Origin of the sequence: Afipia sp. P52-10 (assembly GCF_000516555.1) — a bacterium.
Classification (GTDB): Bacteria; Pseudomonadota; Alphaproteobacteria; order Rhizobiales; family Xanthobacteraceae; genus P52-10.
In genome coordinates, this window is the sequence record NZ_AZSJ01000007.1 from 228,943 (window position 1) to 244,632 (window position 15,690).

The following is a 15,690-nucleotide window of genomic DNA, read 5'->3' on the forward strand; positions in this document are numbered from 1 at the left end:
AGGCGCCGGCCTTGGCCAGCGCCTCGTTGTCGCCGATAGCGAAGACGGATCAGGCCTGCTCGCCTTCCGTCTCGGCGGCTTCGCCCTCGGCCTCGGTCTTCTCCTCGAAGAACTCCTCGGCGGCCGCGAGCGCTTCGGCGGCCTCGTCTTCCTCCTCGCGGCGGACGGTGACGTCTTCCCCGCGCTTGATGCGCTCGGCCTCATCCGCGTTGCGGGCGACGGTGACGGTGACGGCCACCTCGACCTCCGGGTGCACGGCGATCTCGATCTTGTGCTGGCCGATCGTCTTGATCGGGGCGTCGAGCAGGATCTGGCCGCGCGTCACGCGGATGCCCTCGGCCTCGAACAGGCCGACGAGGTCGCGGCTCGACACCGAGCCATAGAGCTGGCCTGCGTCGGACGCCTGGCGCAGCACCACCACGTCACGGCCGTCGATGCGGGCTGCGGTCTTCTCCGCCTCGCCCTTGGCCTTGAGGTTGCGCGCCTCGAGCTCGGCCTTCATGCCCTCGAACTTTTCGCGGTTGTCCTTGGTGGCGCGCAGCGCCTTACCACGCGGCAGCAGGAAGTTGCGGGCGTAACCGTCCTTGACGCGGACGACTTCGCCCATTTGGCCGAGCTTGGCGACGCGTTCCAAAAGAATGACTTCCATGATCGATCTCCGTTGTTCAGATGTCTGCGGTGTCAGGTTGAAGGGGTGGGCGGTTTTGCCCGATTGGACAGGCGGCGGCGAAGGCCGATCGCGCTGTCGAGCAGGCCGAGCATCGCCACGATCAGCGACGGCCAGCCGAAGATGAATACCGCGCCGTAGGCGGCGAGCAGCCACCACCAGCGCCCGGCGGAGACGCTTGCCGCCACATGCAGCACCGCGAAGCCGACGAACATGTAGGCCATCAGCAACGCCGTCGAGACGACCTGCGCCAGCATCGCGGCGATGCCGCTCGCAAACGACAGCGCCAGCGCGACGGCGAGTGCCATTAGTGTCAGCGGCGGCAGCTCGACGGCCGGCAGATAGGGCCACGGTCGGCGCAGGCGACCCGACATCGCGACGATCTTGCCCGATAGCCACAGGTTCAACGTCAGGGTAATCATCGCCACCAATGTGGCTGCGGCCGGCGCAACCTGGGTCACCATGTCGAGCATGCGGTCGGTATCGGTGTTCGGCGCGGTGCCGTCGCGGGCGCCGATGATGCGGGCGAGGCCGCGGCGGAGTTCGGCACTGATCGTCTCGGCGTCGCTGCCGAGCGTGAACAGCGCGCTCATGGTAATCAATGCGGCGAACACCGCGACCCACAGCAGCAGGCGGCCGGGTGGATACCAGTCGAGCGCGTCGGGATCGGCCGGCGCGACGCCGTCTGAGGTCGCAGCGGGTTTGGCCAGGAGTGTCAGGTGCCCGAGCCAGAAGGCGGGCAGGCCCACGGTGACGACGAAGGCGAGGAAATAAGTAAGGCCGAAGGCGAGGCCAAGGCCGGCGCCCGCGGCGACCGCGCCGATCAGCGCGCTGACAGGTCCCCAGCCGAGCGCTGCCACCAACAGTGGCAACGGCGCGAGATAGAACAAGACGAGCGAAATCAACGCGCCGGAAATGATCGACGCGAACATCAGCGCCGACGCACCGCCGGCCGCAAGCGCAATGAGAATGTTCAACATCATCATCAGCTGTCCCGCTCCCTTCGAGCGGTTAGAAGCGGAGCGTTGCCGTCCGCCTCAACCATCAGCCGCGGGCGGATTCCCGCAGCCTTATGAATTTCAGAACGCCGGCACGAGAGGAAAGATCTCAGCCTTTCAAGCGGATGCCGGCAAAGTCTTAGCAAGATGTCTCAACGCGCGGCGTCCGCGCGTTGAGGATTGGCGTCAGCGAATGACGTAAGGCAGCAGACCGAGGAAGCGCGCGCGCTTGATGGCGCGGGCGAGTTCACGCTGCTTCTTTGCCGAAACGGCGGTGATGCGGCTCGGCACGATCTTGCCACGCTCGGAGACGTAGCGGACGAGCAGCTTCGCGTCCTTGTAGTCGATCTTCGGCGCATTCGCGCCCGTGAACGGGCAGGTCTTGCGGCGGCGGAAGAACGGGCGGCGCTGAGTGTTTGCAGCCATGGCCATCGGTCTTACTCCTGGGTCGCTTGAGCGGGGGCTTCTTCTTCACGCGGGCGGCGCGGGCCGCGATCACCGCGGAAACCGCCTTCGCGGTCGCCACGGAAGCCACCGCCACCGAAGCCGCCCGGACGGTCGTCACGGTCGCGCTCGGACTTGCGCATCATCGCCGACGGACCTTCCTCGAGTTCGTCGACGCGCACGGTGAGATAGCGGATGACGTCTTCGTTGATGCGCTCCTGGCGCTCGATCTCGGCAATGATGGCGGCCGGGCCATCGATGTTGAGCAGCGTGAAGTGCGCTTTGCGGTTCTTGTTGATGCGGTAGGTGAGGGAGCGGATGCCCCACGACTCGGTCTTGGTGACCTTGCCGCCGAGTTGCTCGATCACGCCCTTGATCTGGTTGGTCAGGTCTTCGACCTGCTGGGGGCTCGCGTCCTGGCGCGCGAGAATCACATGCTCGTAAAGCGGCATGACAGTCCTTTCCTTGTTGGCGCTGCTCCCGACGGCAAGCCCCTCGAACCCTTCTGGAAAGGCTCGAATGCTCAGAAGGCGGAAGCACGGGACGACGGGCCGACTGGCCCTGCCGCAACAATCAACGTGGATTGGTGAGACCGTCCGTTCAGCTCCCGGCCGGAAGCAACGAATGGCGCGCTTATAAGGGTTTTTGCCCGGTTGGCAAGGGAATTGGCCAGGAAACGGCGCGAATAGGCGACGGGAGCGGGCCTAAAGCTGCCGGAAAAGCTGAGCCGGACAGAGGATTTCAATTCCGAGGCCGTTGCGCCAGAACGTATCCGGCATCCATCGCCTCCATCAATTTTGCCTTGCTGTATTTGTTTGTATAGCATACAAATATCTTCCGGAGGAAACGATGGCCAAAACCATCCCCGAAAGCGGGCAGGGTGAAACCAGGTCGGCAGGCATTGCCTCGGAGGACGTCGGACAGGCCGAATCCGGATTTACGGGGCCTGAGCAAGAACAGCCCGGTCACGCCCGGCCCAAGCACGCGGTCAGGGCCACCCGCAGTGCGGGGCGGCAGATGCGCTCGCGGCTGCTCGATGCCGCCAGCGACCTGTTCAAGGAGAAGGGGCTCGGCGGCGCATCGATCGCCGATATCGCCACGGCTGCCGACGCGTTTCCGAGCCAGATCACCTATTACTTCCGCACCAAGGAGGCGCTGTTCGTCGAGGCCGCCTGCCGCGACGTGCTGTATGCGGGCCAAGCGGCGGAGGAGGCGGCAGCCGATGCGGCGACGCCGCGCGCGTACACCAAGGCGCTGACCGACAGCGTCATGCAGGCCGACGCGCTGATGTTCTTCATCGAGGCTCTGACGCTGACTCGGCGGCGGCAGGATCTCGCGCCATTGGTGGAGCGCACCATCGAACGGCTGCATGGCGAGGGCCTGCGCGCCTATGCCGGGCAGGTGGCCGCCCATGGCTGGCGCTCCAGGCTCGATCCGGCGACGTCGGCGCGGCGGTTCNGGGCGATCGCGCTTGGCGTCGCGCTGGAAGGCTATGCCACCGGCCGCTCGGCCGACGAGATGGCCGCCGAGATGCTGCGCGTGCTGGACGCCCAGGCCGATACGGCAAGACCGGAGCGGCGGCTGAGGGTTGTTGCCGGCCGCGACAGCCGGGCACGACGTGCCGCTCTCTCGAGCGTCGATCCCTCCAACAAGGAGACCTCGTCATGACCGCGACCCGCGTCCTCGCCCGCGATTTCATGAGCATGGAACAGCTTGCCGAGGTGCGGACGCGCACGACCTGGAAGGGCATCGCGCTGATCGTGCATGCGTGGGCGATGATCATCGGCGCGATCGCGCTGGTCGCGTGGTGGCCGAATCCGATCACGTTTCTGCTGGCCGTGGCGATCATCGGCTCGCGCCAACTCGGGCTTGCGATCCTGATGCATGACGGCGCGCACGGCAGCCTCGCCAATGGCGAGAAACTGAATCTGTTTCTCAGCCAGTGGTTCTGCGCCTATCCGGTGTTCGCCGAAACGCGCGCCTATCGCCGTTATCATCTGAAGCATCACGCGCACACGCAGCAGGCCGATGATCCCGATCTCGTACTATCGGCGCCGTTTCCGATCACGCGTGCCAGCTACCGCCGCAAGTTCTGGCGCGATATCTCAGGGCAAACCGGCTATCAGCAGCGCAAGGCACAACTGCTCAACGCACTTGGTCCGCGCGACTGGCCGCTGCGGCAGCGCGCGAAGCATTTCTGGGACAAGCTCGGCAGGCAGCTGCTGGTTAATGCGATCATGTTCGTTAGCCTCGCCGCCGCCGGTGTCTGGTGGGCCTATCCGCTGCTCTGGCTGCTGCCGCTGCTCACCTGGCACATGGTGATCACCCGCATCCGCAACATCGCCGAGCACGCGGTGGTGCCGGACAGCGACGATCCACTGCGCAACACCCGCACGACCCGCGCCAACGTTTTCGAGCGGCTGTTCATCGCGCCGTATTATGTGAACTATCACCTCGAGCATCACCTGCTGTTCTATGTGCCGTGCTACAACCTGCCGCGCGTTCACGAGATCCTGGGGCGCACCTATGCCGGCCGGATGGAGGTGCAGCCGAGCTACGCAGCGGTGCTGCGGCTGGCGATGGCCAAGGCCGACAGCGAGGATCGTCCAGGTAAGATCGTCAACAACGCGCGCCGCGTGCGTGAGGGTGCAGGAGACGGAGCCGCGGTCGGCAGCGACCAGGCGGCCGCGGGGTTCTGAGCTGCAGCACTCTGAGCTTCTAGCGGAGACGTCTCCGAGACGTGGCGGGGTGCCGCACGTTGCCTCAGACGAAGAGCACGATCGCGCATAGCTGCATCTACAAACGACGATGCCGCACGGATTCGCGTAACGGTTTCAACGGCTCGGCAGCAGTCAGACACCGAGAGTGTCAGGATCATTGATTGATCCCGGCCCCTAAGCCGTGAAACGCTCGCCAGTGACACGCGGCGGCCGAACGGAGCGACTGCGCTCATGATGGACTTCAAGCGACAAATCGAAAAGCTCGAAGCGGAGGCCGCCGAATGCGAGCTCATTGCCAGACTTGCGGTCGATAAGCCCAAGCGAGAAGCCTTCGAGTGGCTCGCATCTCGATACCGGGCGTTGGCGCACGACATGACCCAGGAGCTTCGGAAATTTAGCAAGGAGAGGGGCCACGCAGCGCTCGCGGAAGAGCTGCATGGACACGAGATCATGAGCCTCGATGTCCCGGGCCCCCGGCGCCGCTAACGTGGGCGCAATCGGTCTCTACGGCATGCGGGCCGGCCGATGCGCGACCGCCGTATCGATCCGCCCCTTCGCGCATCGCCGACGCCTGAACCGAGGACAAGCGATATGGCGATGACACCCTGAAACGCGCTTGCCGAAGTGTCATCGCTTGAGGTTGCGACCGGCTCCAGGCCGCGGTGGCGTGAGGCGATAAGCCTCCATCGCAAAGGCGTAATTGTCCCAGTCTGGAACCGGCCCATCCCCAGCCCCGCTTGACATCTGCAGGCCAGACGGTGATTACCCCCGCACAGTGAAGAGCGGCTTCTGGGGGCGGCGGCAAACCATGGCAATTGCGTTTACTTTTCCGGGGCAGGGCTCGCAGGCCGTCGGCATGGGCAAGGCTCTCGCCGATGCGTTTCCGGTCGCTAAGGCCGTGTTCGACGAGGTCGATGCGGCGCTGGGCGAAAAGCTCACCGACATCATCTGGAACGGTCCCGCTGACACGCTGACGCTGACCGAGAACGCGCAGCCGGCGCTGATGGCGGTATCGATCGCCACCCAGCGTGTGCTGGAAGCGGAAGCCGGCCTGTCGGTGAGGGATGCGAAATTCGTCGCCGGCCATTCGCTCGGCGAATACTCGGCGCTCGCGGCCGCGGGGGCGTTCTCGCTGTCGGATACCGCCAAGTTGCTGCGCGCGCGCGGCCGCGCGATGCAGAAGGCGGTGCCGGTGGGCGTCGGCGCGATGGCGGCGCTGCTCGGCCTCGACTATGACGCAGCCGTTGCGACCGCCGCCGAAGCGGCGCAGGGCCAGGTTTGCGATCCCGCCAACGACAATGGCGGCGGCCAGGTCGTCGTTTCCGGTAACAAGGAGGCGGTCGATCGCGCGGTCGAGATCGCCAAGGGCAAGGGCGCCAAGCGCGCGATGCTGCTGCCGGTGTCCGCACCATTCCACTGCCGCCTGATGCAACCCGCGGCCGACGCGATGGCCGAAGCGCTGCAGGGCGTGGCCATCAATAAGCCGGTGGTGCCGCTCGTCTCCAACGTGCTGGCGTCGGCGATCAGCGATCCGGACGAAATCCGCAAGCGGCTGATCGAGCAGGTGACCGGTACCGTGCGCTGGCGCGAGTCGATCGCCTACATGGCGGGTGAGGGCGTAACCAAGTTCTATGAGATCGGCGCTGGCAAGGTGCTGACCGGCCTCGTCAAGCGGATTGCCGACGGCGCGACCGGCGTGTCGATCGGTTCGCCTGCCGATATCGCTGCGGCGAAGGATGCGAAGGCTGCCGGCTGATCTCATCGCGCGGGATCGGATTGGGGTAAATCCGGTCTCGATTCCATCATTCAAGTCGCGCATGATCTTTCCGGAGAGCCGGTTCCCGCTTCGTGCCAATGCGGCCGTTCCGGTCTGGATCATGCTCAAATCACCACAGGGGGCGTCATGTTCGACCTGACAGGCAAGACCGCGCTGGTCACCGGAGCCACTGGCGGTATCGGCGGTGCGATCGCCCGTGCGTTTCACCAGCAGGGTGCGACCGTCGCGCTATCCGGTACGCGGCGCGAGGTGCTGGACCAGCTCGCCGGCGCGCTGAAGGACCGCGTGCATGTGCTGCCGTGCAACCTGTCCAGCACCGAAGAGGTCGAGGCATTGGTTCCGGATGCCGAGAAGGCGATGGGGCAGCTCGACATTCTCGTCTGCAACGCGGGCGTGACGCGCGACAATCTGTTCGTGCAGATGCGCGACGAGGAGTGGGAGCAGGTCATCAACGTCAACCTCGCGGCGACTTTCCGTCTTGCCCGCGCAGCGACCAAGCTGATGATGCGCAAGCGCTTCGGCCGCCTGATCGGCATTACCTCGGTGGTCGGCATCACCGGCAATGCGGGGCAGAGCAACTACGCGGCGACCAAGGCCGGCATGATCGGCATGTTCAAGTCGATCGCCCAGGAGTACGCCAAGCGCAACGTCACCGCGAACTGCATCGCGCCGGGCTTCATCGCCACCGCCATGACTGACGTGCTGAACGAGAAGCAGCGCGCGGCGATTCTTGAGAAGGTTCCTGCGGGCAAGCTCGGAACGGCGGATGATATTGCGGCTGCGGCGGTTTACCTCGCCTCCAACGAGGCCGCTTATGTGACCGGCCAGACGCTGCATGTAAACGGCGGAATGGCAATGATTTGAGAAGGATAGAGGTTGTTACTGCGTCGGGAAACCGCGTTGGCGCCTGCTGGTCAAGGCTGGGGAAGTATGATAACCGAACCCACCAGTGGGCGGGCAAAAGACGGGATTGCGGGATCGAACGAGCCCGTATATTTCCGGGCCGGCTCCCGCCGTCTGTCACGCTTGTTTGCCATTCCTTGGTCGACGCAACCTGGACAGTGAGACGCAGTTAAACAGGCATGCGCGAGAACCGGAAACGGGATCGCGCCAGACTACCACCACGAAGGCTCGCATCGCTTCACGATCGGGTCATTAAAGAACTAGAGGTTGAGACGATGAGTGACATTGGCGAGCGGGTTAAGAAGATCGTGGTCGAGCACCTTGGTGTCGAGCCCGAGAAGGTGGTCGAGGGCGCAAGCTTCATCGACGATCTCGGCGCGGACAGCCTCGACACGGTCGAGCTCGTGATGGCCTTTGAAGAAGAGTTCGGCTGCGAGATTCCGGACGACGCGGCCGAGACGATCCTCACCGTCGGCGACGCAACGAAATTCCTCGAGAAGAACGCAAAGAGCTGACGCTCGGTCGTCGGAGCTCGGCAGTCGGTTCGGCCTCTTGGGCACGAACCGGTTTGCTGTTCCGAGCTCTGACAGCGTCCAGTCGGAGTGCCAAAGATGAGGCGGGTTGTCGTCACAGGCCTCGGCATGGTTTCGCCGCTCGGCTGCGGTGTTGAGCATGCGTGGAAGCGCCTGATCAACGGCGAGAGCGGAGCGACGAAAATCGAATCGTTCGATGTCTCCGACATGCCGACCAAGGTCGGTTGCGTCATCCCCCGTGGTGACGGCAGCAACGGCACCTACAACGCCGACCAGTGGATGGATCCGAAGGACCAGCGCAAGGTCGACGAGTTCATCGTGTTTGCGATGTGCGCGGCCAAGCAGGCGCTCGACGATGCGGACTGGCATCCCAAGACTGACGAAGAGCAGTTTGCCACCGGCACCATGATCGGCTCCGGCATTGGCGGTATCGAGGGCATCGCCGACACGGCGATCACCTTGAAGGAACGCGGCCCGCGGCGGGTGTCGCCGTTCTTCATTCCCGGCAGTCTGATCAATCTCGCCTCAGGATATGTCTCGATCGCGCATGGGCTGAAGGGCCCGAACCACGCGGTCGTCACCGCATGCTCGACCGGCGCACACGCGATCGGCGATGCATCGCGCCTGATCGCGCTCGGCGACGCCGACGTGATGGTGGCAGGCGGCACCGAATCGCCGCTGAACAGGATTTCGTTCGCAGGATTCTGCGCGTTGCGCGCGATGTCCACGAGCTTCAACGATACGCCCGAGAAGGCCTCGCGTCCCTACGACAAGGACCGCGACGGCTTCGTGATGGGCGAGGGCGCCGGCGTTGTCGTGCTGGAAGAGTACGAGCACGCCAAGAAGCGCGGCGCCAAGATTTACGCCGAGGTCGTCGGCTACGGAATGTCGGGCGACGCCTACCACATCACCGCACCGGCCGAGAATGGCGACGGCGCGTTCCGCAGCATGAGCGCTGCTTTAAAGCGCGCGGGCCTTGCCGCCTCCGACCTCGACTACATCAACGCGCACGGCACCTCGACGCCGCTCGGCGACGAGATCGAGCTCGGCGCGGTCGAGCGGTTGGTCGGCAACGCGGCCTCGAAAATTTCGATGTCCTCGACCAAATCGTCCACCGGACATCTGCTGGGTGCGGCGGGCGCGATCGAGGCGATCTTTTCAATCCTTGCGATGCGCGACAACGTCGCCCCGCCGACCCTGAATCTGGACAATCCGTCCGTCGAAACGGCGATCGACCTCGTGCCGCACAAGGCGCGGCAGCGGCCGATCAACGTGGCGCTGTCGAACTCGTTCGGGTTTGGCGGCACCAACGCCTCGCTGATCGTCAAGCGAATCGAGCATTAAGTCTGGTAAATCCCTGAAATGGCGGGAATTTCACCCTTTCGCCATATTCCGGGATAACGTCGCTCAGGACTGAGTGGTGGGGGTGCGTCGAATATGGCGCCTGCCGCGCAGATGAAATCAGGGTCAGGTCAAGGATGACTGAGAGGCCGCCGATATCGCCACGCAGCCCGCGCGCGGCGCTTGAGCCCGAACAGTTGCCGCCGCCGCCGAAACGGTCGCGTGGGGCGCGCAATCCGCTGGTGGTTGCCGGCAACGCCATCTTCACGATCATCCTGCTGCTGATGCTCGGGGCAGGCGGCACCTACTATTACGGCAAGCAGGCGCTCGAAGCGCCAGGGCCGCTGACCGCAGACAAGATCGTCAACATTCCGCGCACCGCCGGCACCGGCGATATCGCCGACATCCTGCAGCGCGAGGGTGTGATCGACGTCAACCGCTGGGCGTTCCTCGGCAGCGTCGTGGCGATGAAGGCACGCTCCGAGCTGAAGGCGGGCGAGTACCAGTTCCAGAAGCGCGCCAACCTGCGCGACGTCATCGATACGCTGGTCTCCGGCAAGGTGGTCCAGCATACGCTGACGATTCCGGAGGGGCTGACCTCGGAGCAGATCGTCGGCCGGCTGATGGAGAGCGACGTGTTGTCGGGGCAGGTGAAGGAAATCCCTCGCGAAGGCACGCTGCTGCCGGAAACCTACAAGTTCGAGCGCGGCACCTCGCGCGAGCAGGTGCTGCAGCGCATGCATCAGGCGCAGCGGCGTGCGCTCACCGAAATCTGGGAGCGCCGCAGCCCGGACGTCCCCGTGCGCTCGGTCGAGCAGCTCGTGACGCTGGCGTCGATCGTGGAGAAGGAAACCGGCCGCGCCGACGAGCGTAGCCGCGTCGCCGCCGTGTTCGCCAATCGTCTGCGGCAGAAGATGAAGCTGCAATCCGACCCGACCATCATCTACGGCCTGGTCGGCGGCAAAGGCACGCTTGGCCGTCAGATCAAGCGCAGCGAGATCCAGCAGCCGACGCCCTACAACACCTATGTCATCGAGGGTTTGCCGCCGGGCCCGATCGCCAATCCGGGACGAGCCTCGCTGGAGGCCACCGCCAACCCGGCGCGCACCCGCGAACTGTACTTCGTGGCGGACGGAACTGGCGGCCACACCTTTACCGAGACCTATGACGCGCACCAGCGCAACGTCGGCAAGCTGCGGGCGCTGGAAAAGCAGCAACAGCAGCAGCCAGTCGATACGGTCGAGCCGGCGGACGATGCGTCGGCTGCCGATGCCGCGCCGCAGGCCGATCCCGGCGCGAAGCCAGCGCCGGCTGCCGCGAAGAAGCGCAATGGCGGAGCTGCGAGAACGCCACCGACAGCGCAGAATTCCACAAGTTCTTCGCCGACCGTCCAGCGCTGACCGCCGGCCGTTGACCCGGCCGCTGCGGCCGTGCAAACCGTGTGCGGCGGTTCGTGCCAGAAGACGAGGCGGTGCGCGCGGATCGGTTCGTGCGCAGGCGCGACCCGCCGGTGTTTCGCAATACGCACACGGGGTACGCATTGATGGCACTGTCGAGCATGACCGGCTTTGCACGGAGCCACGGGGCGTACGGCGCCTATACGTTCGAATGGGAGCTGCGCTCGGTCAATGCCAAGGGTTTCGACCTGCGGCTGCGGCTGCCATCCGGTTTCGACGCAATCGAGGCGCCGGTGCGTAAGAGCGCAGCGGAGCGGCTGGCGCGCGGCACGGTCTACGCCAATCTCACGGTGAAACGCGCCGACGCGGCGCCGGTGATCCGCGTCAACGAGGAGGTGCTCGGCTCGGTGATGCAGGTCGCAGCCGCGCTGTCGGCAAAGCTGAAGGCTCCGCCCCCGACCGTGGACGGCATCCTGGCGATCAAGGGCGTGCTGGAGGTGTCAGAGCCGGACGAGACGGACGATGAGCGCAGCGCGGCGGAGGCGGCGGTGCTGGCGGCCTTCGGCACAGCGCTCGCCGGGCTGATCGAGATGCGCCATCGCGAGGGCGCATCGCTGCAGGCGATCCTGTCGGCACGGCTGGACGAGATCGCGGTCCTGGCCAAGCGGGCCGACACCGCGCCCGGGCGGCAACCGGAGGCGATCAAGGCGCGGCTCGCAGAACAGATCGCGACACTGCTGGAGGCGAGTGAGCGGTTCGATGCGGACCGGCTGCATCAGGAGGCGCTGATGATCGCAACCCGCGCCGACATCCGCGAGGAGCTCGATCGTATCGGTTCGCATGTGGCGCAGGCGCGCGAGCTGATCGGCAAGGGCGGGGCGGTCGGCCGCAGGCTCGATTTCCTCGCGCAGGAATTCAACCGCGAAGTGAACACCACTTGCTCGAAGTCCAACGACGTCGAACTGACGAACATCGGTCTTGAACTGAAGACCGTGGTCGAGCAGTTCCGCGAGCAGGTTCAGAATCTGGAGTGAGCAGGGTCATGGCAGGCGACGGAGTGGAACGGCGCGGGTTGATGTTCGTGCTGTCGTCGCCATCGGGCGCGGGCAAGACGACGCTGGCGCGCGAGCTGATGCGCAATGTGCCGGGGCTGCAGATGTCGGTGTCGGTGACGACCCGGCCGATGCGGCCGGGCGAGGTCCCCGGTAAGGACTACGACTTCATCGACAAGCAGCGCTTCGATGCAATGGTGAAGAACAACGAGCTGCTCGAGCATGCGCCGGTGTTCGATCATTTCTATGGCACGCCGCGCGCGCCGGTTGAGGCGGCGTTGTCCGCAGGCAAGGACGTGCTGTTCGACATCGACTGGCAGGGCACTCAGCAACTGCGCGAGAAGGCGCGGGCCGACGTCGTCAGCGTTTTCATCCTGCCGCCCTCGGCCGCCGACCTGGAGAAGCGGCTGCATAGCCGCGCGCAGGATTCGGATGAGGTGATCCGCGGCCGCATGAGCCGCGCCAGCCACGAGATGAGCCACTGGGCCGAGTACGACTACATCGTCATCAACCATGCGGTAGATGAAGCGTTTGCCGAGGTGAAATCGATCCTGCAGGCCGAGCGGCTGAAGCGGGAGCGGCGCGTCGGGCTGACTGCCTTCGTGCGCGGCCTGCAGAAACAGCTCGAGACGTAGCGCTACCGCTGCTTGCACGCTCTGCCCGAACTCCTAGGATGTCCTGATCCGGCCGTGTCGTCCGCCGCGCGCGGCTGTACCGGTCGGACCAACAAGAAGAGGGCATCATGGCAGGAATTCTCGAGGGCAAGGCGGCGCTGGTCACCGGCGGTGCGTCCGGCATCGGTCGGGCGACGTCGCTGGCGATGAGCCGCGAAGGAGCGCGCGTCGCGGTGGCGGACCGGACGGAAGAGGGCGCGGCAGCGACGGTCGCGCTGATCAACGCCGCCGGCGGCCAGGCGGTTGCCATTGGCGGCGATGTGACGAGCGAGGCCGACGTCGCGGCGATGGTCGCTCGCACGGTGGCTGCCTTCGGCCGGATCGACTGCGCCTTCAACAATGCCGGCATCGCCGGCAGTGCGGTCGGACCGGTCGGTCAGCGCACGCACGAATTGAGCGAAGCGTCATTCAACGGCATGCTGGCGGTCAACCTGACCGGCGTCTTTCTCTGCCTGAAGCACGAAGTCGCGCAGATGCTGAAGCAGGGCGGCGGCGGTGCGATCGTCAACACGGCCTCGATCGCCGGTCTAGTTGGACTGCCGAAAGCCTCGCACTACGTGTCGGCCAAGCATGGCGTCGTCGGGCTGACGAAGACGGCGGCGATGGAATATGCGCCGGATGGAATCCGCGTGAACTGCGTCAATCCCGGTTACATCAAGACGCCGATGACCGACGAGACGATGAAGACCCGCTACGATGCGATCATGGCCAAGGTGCCGATGAACCGGCTCGGCGTGCCGGAGGAGATCGCCGAGGCGGTGGTGTGGATGTGCTCGGAGAAAGCCTCGTTCATGACCGGCGCGTCGCACATCATCGACGGCGGCTATTACGCGGCATGATGAAGACAAAACGGGCAGGGGACGAGCCTGCCCGTTTCTCTCGCTTTATATCTTGGCCTTTGTTTGAACAGTATGTGCGGGCAGAACTCGCAGCCTGTCCGGCTCAGTTCGTCAGCATGATGCGGCCAACGACGTGGCCGGCGCGCAGTTCGTCGATCCACTTCTGCGTCTCACCCATCGGCCTTTCCTGCATCGGCGTCGGCTTCACCTTGCCGGCGCGGGCGAGCGCCATCAGCTCCTTGGCTTCTTCCAGCGTGCCGGTCATGAAGCCCTCGATGGTCATGCGCTTGTAGATCCATTGCACCATCGGCAGGCTGAAGTTGCCGCCCATCAAGCCGGAGACGACGATCTTGCCGCCGCGCGCGACCGTGGACACCGCAAAGCCCATCGATTTGTCGTTGCCGGCGAAATCGACCACGCCGTCGAAGCCGCCGTCGGTCTCCTTGAGGATGCGCTTGATCACGTCAGGCTCGGACGGATCGTAGGCCACCGCTGCGCCATTCTTCAGCGCGCTCTCGCGCGCCGCCGGATTGAGGTCGGCGACGGTGATCGGCTGCTTGAACATCGCCTGGGCCAGCGACAGGCCCATCATGCCGACGCCGCCGAGGCCTATCAGCAGGAGGTTGCGCTGGCGCGACCGGTCGACCAGCCGCTTCAGCGCGCCGTAGGCGGTGATGCCTGAGCACATCAACGTCGTGTCCACCGGCACTGGATCGTAGTCGAGCAGATATTTCGCGTCCGGCACCAGGACGTGGGTGGCGAAGCCGCCGTCGATCGATACGCCGAGGAAGCGGTTGCGCGCGCACAGGTTCTCGTCGCCGGCGAGGCAGTCGCGGCATTTGCCGCAGCCGATCCACGGGAACACCGCCTTCTTCTTGCCGATGATGTCCTTCGGCGCGTCGGGACCGACCTCGTCGACGACGCCGGCGATCTCGTGGCCGAGGGTGAAGGGCAGGGTCATGCCGCGCGTGGTGTCGAGGCGCTTGCCGCCGCCGAGGTCCGCGTAGCCGTCCTGGATGTGCAGATCGGAATGGCAGAGGCCGCAGCGCTCGATCCGCACCAGCACCTCAGCCCCTTGCGGCTTCGGCGTGTCGACGACAGTTTCGCAGAGCGGAGCATCGAACTTGACGAGTGACTGTCTGCGTACATCGATGACGGTCGATATGCCCCCGCAGGAAACGTTCGAGTTCGCTTTGGCTTCGGAGACGTGCCGGTATCCGATCCGGTGTTTTTCCACGACGGCGGACCTCCAGGACTATTTGACGGCGCGACACATCGGGGCAATGGGATCGCGTGGGCGTCGCTGTACTGCGAAGGAACCGGGTTCTCCGCACAGCAAATAACGCAGGTTTACCCGCGAGGTCTGCCTGTGCTGTCCGTTGTTGCTGATTGCGCTCCGGTCTGGGACCCGCGCGATCCGGCTCAATCGCGCGCAAACCCGTCGACGTGGCAGATCAGTTACAACCCTATTCTCCATCTGATCGACTACATCACTGAGCCTGACGGAGGTCTCGGGCTCGAATACGAAACCGTAATTGAGCCGGTGCTTAACGCATGGATGGCCGAGGCTGACTTATGCGATGAGCGCGTTGCAACCGCGAGCGGAGGGACTGAGCCGCGCTACACCTCGAACGGCTGGTATCAGTTCGATAACGAGCCAAAGGACGTTATCAACGCGATCTTGGCGACATGCGACGGGTGGCTTGCCGAGGCGGGTGACGGAACGCTTGCCGTCAAGGTCGGCGTGTACCGCGAACCGACTGTCACGCTTACTCAGAACGAGATTTTTGACTTCAGCTTGAGTTACGGCCAGCCGGACGAGCAGGCTGTAAACTAGTTGGACATCTCCTATACGGACCCGAACCAAAACTATGTACAGGTGCAGCTCGAGCCGCTCCAGGATGAAGGTGCGATTACGGCTTCTGGCGTTGTCCGCGCGCAGACGCTCGACCTGAAGTGGACGCAAACGAATTCCCAAGCAAGCCGCCTTGGCTACCGTGCCATGCAGCGGCTGAACCCATCGTTGACGGGCTCGTTCTCTACTGGGCTTTCGGGACTTCGTGCGCTCGGTGAGCGGTGGGTCAGGGTCCAGTATCCTTTCGTGTCCGGCCTGCAGGATGATGTGATTGAGATCCAGCCCGGGACGAAGATCGACCTTGTGAATGGTCGCATCACCTTCAAGTTCAATCGCATCTCGGAAGACGACATCGAAGCCTACGACCCGGACGAGAATGAAATTCCGCAACCCCCGGTGCCGCCGTTCGTAGGTGAAGAGCTCATTCTAAAACGCGAAGACGGCTCGCTGTACGTCCGTGAGGACGGCTTCGCTTTGCTCAGGGAATAAC

18 protein-coding genes are annotated in these 15,690 nt (G+C 64.7%); 13 read left to right on the forward strand and 5 right to left on the reverse strand.

What is annotated here, in order from left to right; translation table 11 throughout:
* Positions 1-49: 49 nt before the first annotated feature.
* The 4 genes from rplI to rpsF all read right to left on the reverse strand — a co-directional run bounded on the left by rplI (position 50) and on the right by rpsF (position 2,561).
* Positions 50-649 carry a 50S ribosomal protein L9 gene (rplI, locus tag X566_RS18305; protein WP_034470282.1) on the reverse strand — a complete coding sequence of 200 codons (600 nt, stop codon included), beginning with the start codon at positions 647-649 and terminating at the stop codon, positions 50-52.
* A 32-nt stretch (positions 650-681) separates the two neighbouring features.
* Positions 682-1,650: a DUF2232 domain-containing protein gene (locus X566_RS18310; protein ID WP_034472346.1), complete on the reverse strand. Its 969-nt coding sequence runs from the start codon at positions 1,648-1,650 to the stop codon at positions 682-684.
* A 201-nt stretch (positions 1,651-1,851) separates the two neighbouring features.
* Positions 1,852-2,091 (reverse strand): 30S ribosomal protein S18, encoded by a 240-nt coding sequence (gene rpsR / locus X566_RS18315; RefSeq protein WP_034470284.1) that lies wholly within the window; start codon positions 2,089-2,091, stop codon positions 1,852-1,854.
* Between the two features lie 11 nt (positions 2,092-2,102).
* Entirely contained in the window at positions 2,103-2,561 is a 459-nt protein-coding gene (rpsF, locus tag X566_RS18320) for a 30S ribosomal protein S6 (RefSeq protein ID WP_034470287.1), read from the reverse strand.
* A gap of 397 nt (positions 2,562-2,958) precedes the next feature.
* Here rpsF and X566_RS18325 point away from each other — a divergent pair, with 397 nt between their 5' ends.
* The 11 genes from X566_RS18325 (at position 2,959) to X566_RS18375 (ending at position 13,345) form a co-directional block, all read left to right on the forward strand.
* The gene (locus X566_RS18325) at positions 2,959-3,777 is read left to right on the forward strand and encodes a TetR/AcrR family transcriptional regulator C-terminal domain-containing protein (RefSeq protein WP_152539971.1); all 819 of its coding nucleotides are present in this window, start codon (positions 2,959-2,961) and stop codon (positions 3,775-3,777) included.
* On the forward strand, positions 3,774-4,808 hold the full coding sequence (locus tag X566_RS18330) for a fatty acid desaturase family protein (protein WP_034470289.1): 1,035 nt from the start codon (positions 3,774-3,776) through the stop codon (positions 4,806-4,808). The genes X566_RS18325 and X566_RS18330 overlap by 4 nt, the downstream gene beginning before the upstream one ends.
* Positions 4,809-5,060: 252 nt before the next feature.
* Positions 5,061-5,315 carry a hypothetical protein gene (locus X566_RS18335; protein WP_034470292.1) on the forward strand — a complete coding sequence of 85 codons (255 nt, stop codon included), beginning with the start codon at positions 5,061-5,063 and terminating at the stop codon, positions 5,313-5,315.
* A 322-nt stretch (positions 5,316-5,637) separates the two neighbouring features.
* On the forward strand, positions 5,638-6,585 hold the full coding sequence (gene fabD, locus X566_RS18340; protein WP_034470293.1) for an ACP S-malonyltransferase: 948 nt from the start codon (positions 5,638-5,640) through the stop codon (positions 6,583-6,585).
* A 147-nt stretch (positions 6,586-6,732) separates the two neighbouring features.
* Positions 6,733-7,470 carry a 3-oxoacyl-[acyl-carrier-protein] reductase gene (fabG, locus tag X566_RS18345; protein ID WP_034470294.1) on the forward strand — a complete coding sequence of 246 codons (738 nt, stop codon included), beginning with the start codon at positions 6,733-6,735 and terminating at the stop codon, positions 7,468-7,470.
* A 314-nt stretch (positions 7,471-7,784) separates the two neighbouring features.
* Positions 7,785-8,024 (forward strand): acyl carrier protein, encoded by a 240-nt coding sequence (locus X566_RS18350; RefSeq protein ID WP_034470296.1) that lies wholly within the window; start codon positions 7,785-7,787, stop codon positions 8,022-8,024.
* Between the two features lie 96 nt (positions 8,025-8,120).
* A complete protein-coding gene (gene fabF / locus X566_RS18355) occupies positions 8,121-9,386 on the forward strand; it encodes a beta-ketoacyl-ACP synthase II (RefSeq protein WP_034470298.1) in 1,266 nt (421 codons plus the stop codon).
* A gap of 134 nt (positions 9,387-9,520) precedes the next feature.
* Positions 9,521-10,783: an endolytic transglycosylase MltG gene (gene mltG, locus X566_RS18360; RefSeq protein ID WP_034470301.1), complete on the forward strand. Its 1,263-nt coding sequence runs from the start codon at positions 9,521-9,523 to the stop codon at positions 10,781-10,783.
* Between the two features lie 143 nt (positions 10,784-10,926).
* Positions 10,927-11,814: a YicC/YloC family endoribonuclease gene (locus X566_RS18365; RefSeq protein WP_034472352.1), complete on the forward strand. Its 888-nt coding sequence runs from the start codon at positions 10,927-10,929 to the stop codon at positions 11,812-11,814.
* An 8-nt stretch (positions 11,815-11,822) separates the two neighbouring features.
* Positions 11,823-12,467, forward strand: coding sequence for a guanylate kinase (gene gmk / locus X566_RS18370; protein ID WP_034470304.1), 645 nt, complete (start codon positions 11,823-11,825; stop codon positions 12,465-12,467).
* 107 nt (positions 12,468-12,574) lie between these two features.
* Positions 12,575-13,345, forward strand: a complete 771-nt coding sequence (locus tag X566_RS18375) for an SDR family NAD(P)-dependent oxidoreductase (protein ID WP_034470306.1) — start codon at positions 12,575-12,577, stop codon at positions 13,343-13,345.
* Between the two features lie 103 nt (positions 13,346-13,448).
* On the opposite strand, the gene X566_RS18380 is transcribed toward X566_RS18375, so the two are convergent.
* Complete coding sequence (locus X566_RS18380; protein WP_034472362.1) at positions 13,449-14,498, reverse strand: alcohol dehydrogenase; 1,050 nt, start codon at positions 14,496-14,498, stop codon at positions 13,449-13,451.
* A gap of 216 nt (positions 14,499-14,714) precedes the next feature.
* Between X566_RS18380 and X566_RS18385 the strand changes: the two genes are divergently transcribed.
* Positions 14,715-15,182 (forward strand): hypothetical protein, encoded by a 468-nt coding sequence (locus X566_RS18385; RefSeq protein WP_034470309.1) that lies wholly within the window; start codon positions 14,715-14,717, stop codon positions 15,180-15,182.
* The gene (locus tag X566_RS18390) at positions 15,183-15,689 is read left to right on the forward strand and encodes a hypothetical protein (protein ID WP_034470312.1); all 507 of its coding nucleotides are present in this window, start codon (positions 15,183-15,185) and stop codon (positions 15,687-15,689) included.
* The last annotated feature ends 1 nt before the right edge of the window (position 15,690 follow it).

Coding starts and splice junctions, on each gene's coding strand:
- X566_RS18375 (WP_034470306.1), top strand. CDS start 12,575: ATGGCAGGAATTCTCGAGGGCAAGGCGGCGCTGGTCACCGGCGGTGCG.
- X566_RS18330 (WP_034470289.1), top strand. CDS start 3,774: ATGACCGCGACCCGCGTCCTCGCCCGCGATTTCATGAGCATGGAACAG.
- X566_RS18365 (WP_034472352.1), top strand. CDS start 10,927: ATGGCACTGTCGAGCATGACCGGCTTTGCACGGAGCCACGGGGCGTAC.
- rplI (WP_034470282.1), bottom strand. CDS start 649: ATGGAAGTCATTCTTTTGGAACGCGTCGCCAAGCTCGGCCAAATGGGC.
- rpsR (WP_034470284.1), bottom strand. CDS start 2,091: ATGGCTGCAAACACTCAGCGCCGCCCGTTCTTCCGCCGCCGCAAGACC.
- X566_RS18350 (WP_034470296.1), top strand. CDS start 7,785: ATGAGTGACATTGGCGAGCGGGTTAAGAAGATCGTGGTCGAGCACCTT.
- fabG (WP_034470294.1), top strand. CDS start 6,733: ATGTTCGACCTGACAGGCAAGACCGCGCTGGTCACCGGAGCCACTGGC.
- gmk (WP_034470304.1), top strand. CDS start 11,823: ATGGCAGGCGACGGAGTGGAACGGCGCGGGTTGATGTTCGTGCTGTCG.
- rpsF (WP_034470287.1), bottom strand. CDS start 2,561: ATGCCGCTTTACGAGCATGTGATTCTCGCGCGCCAGGACGCGAGCCCC.
- fabD (WP_034470293.1), top strand. CDS start 5,638: ATGGCAATTGCGTTTACTTTTCCGGGGCAGGGCTCGCAGGCCGTCGGC.
- X566_RS18310 (WP_034472346.1), bottom strand. CDS start 1,650: ATGATGTTGAACATTCTCATTGCGCTTGCGGCCGGCGGTGCGTCGGCG.
- fabF (WP_034470298.1), top strand. CDS start 8,121: ATGAGGCGGGTTGTCGTCACAGGCCTCGGCATGGTTTCGCCGCTCGGC.
- mltG (WP_034470301.1), top strand. CDS start 9,521: ATGACTGAGAGGCCGCCGATATCGCCACGCAGCCCGCGCGCGGCGCTT.
- X566_RS18335 (WP_034470292.1), top strand. CDS start 5,061: ATGATGGACTTCAAGCGACAAATCGAAAAGCTCGAAGCGGAGGCCGCC.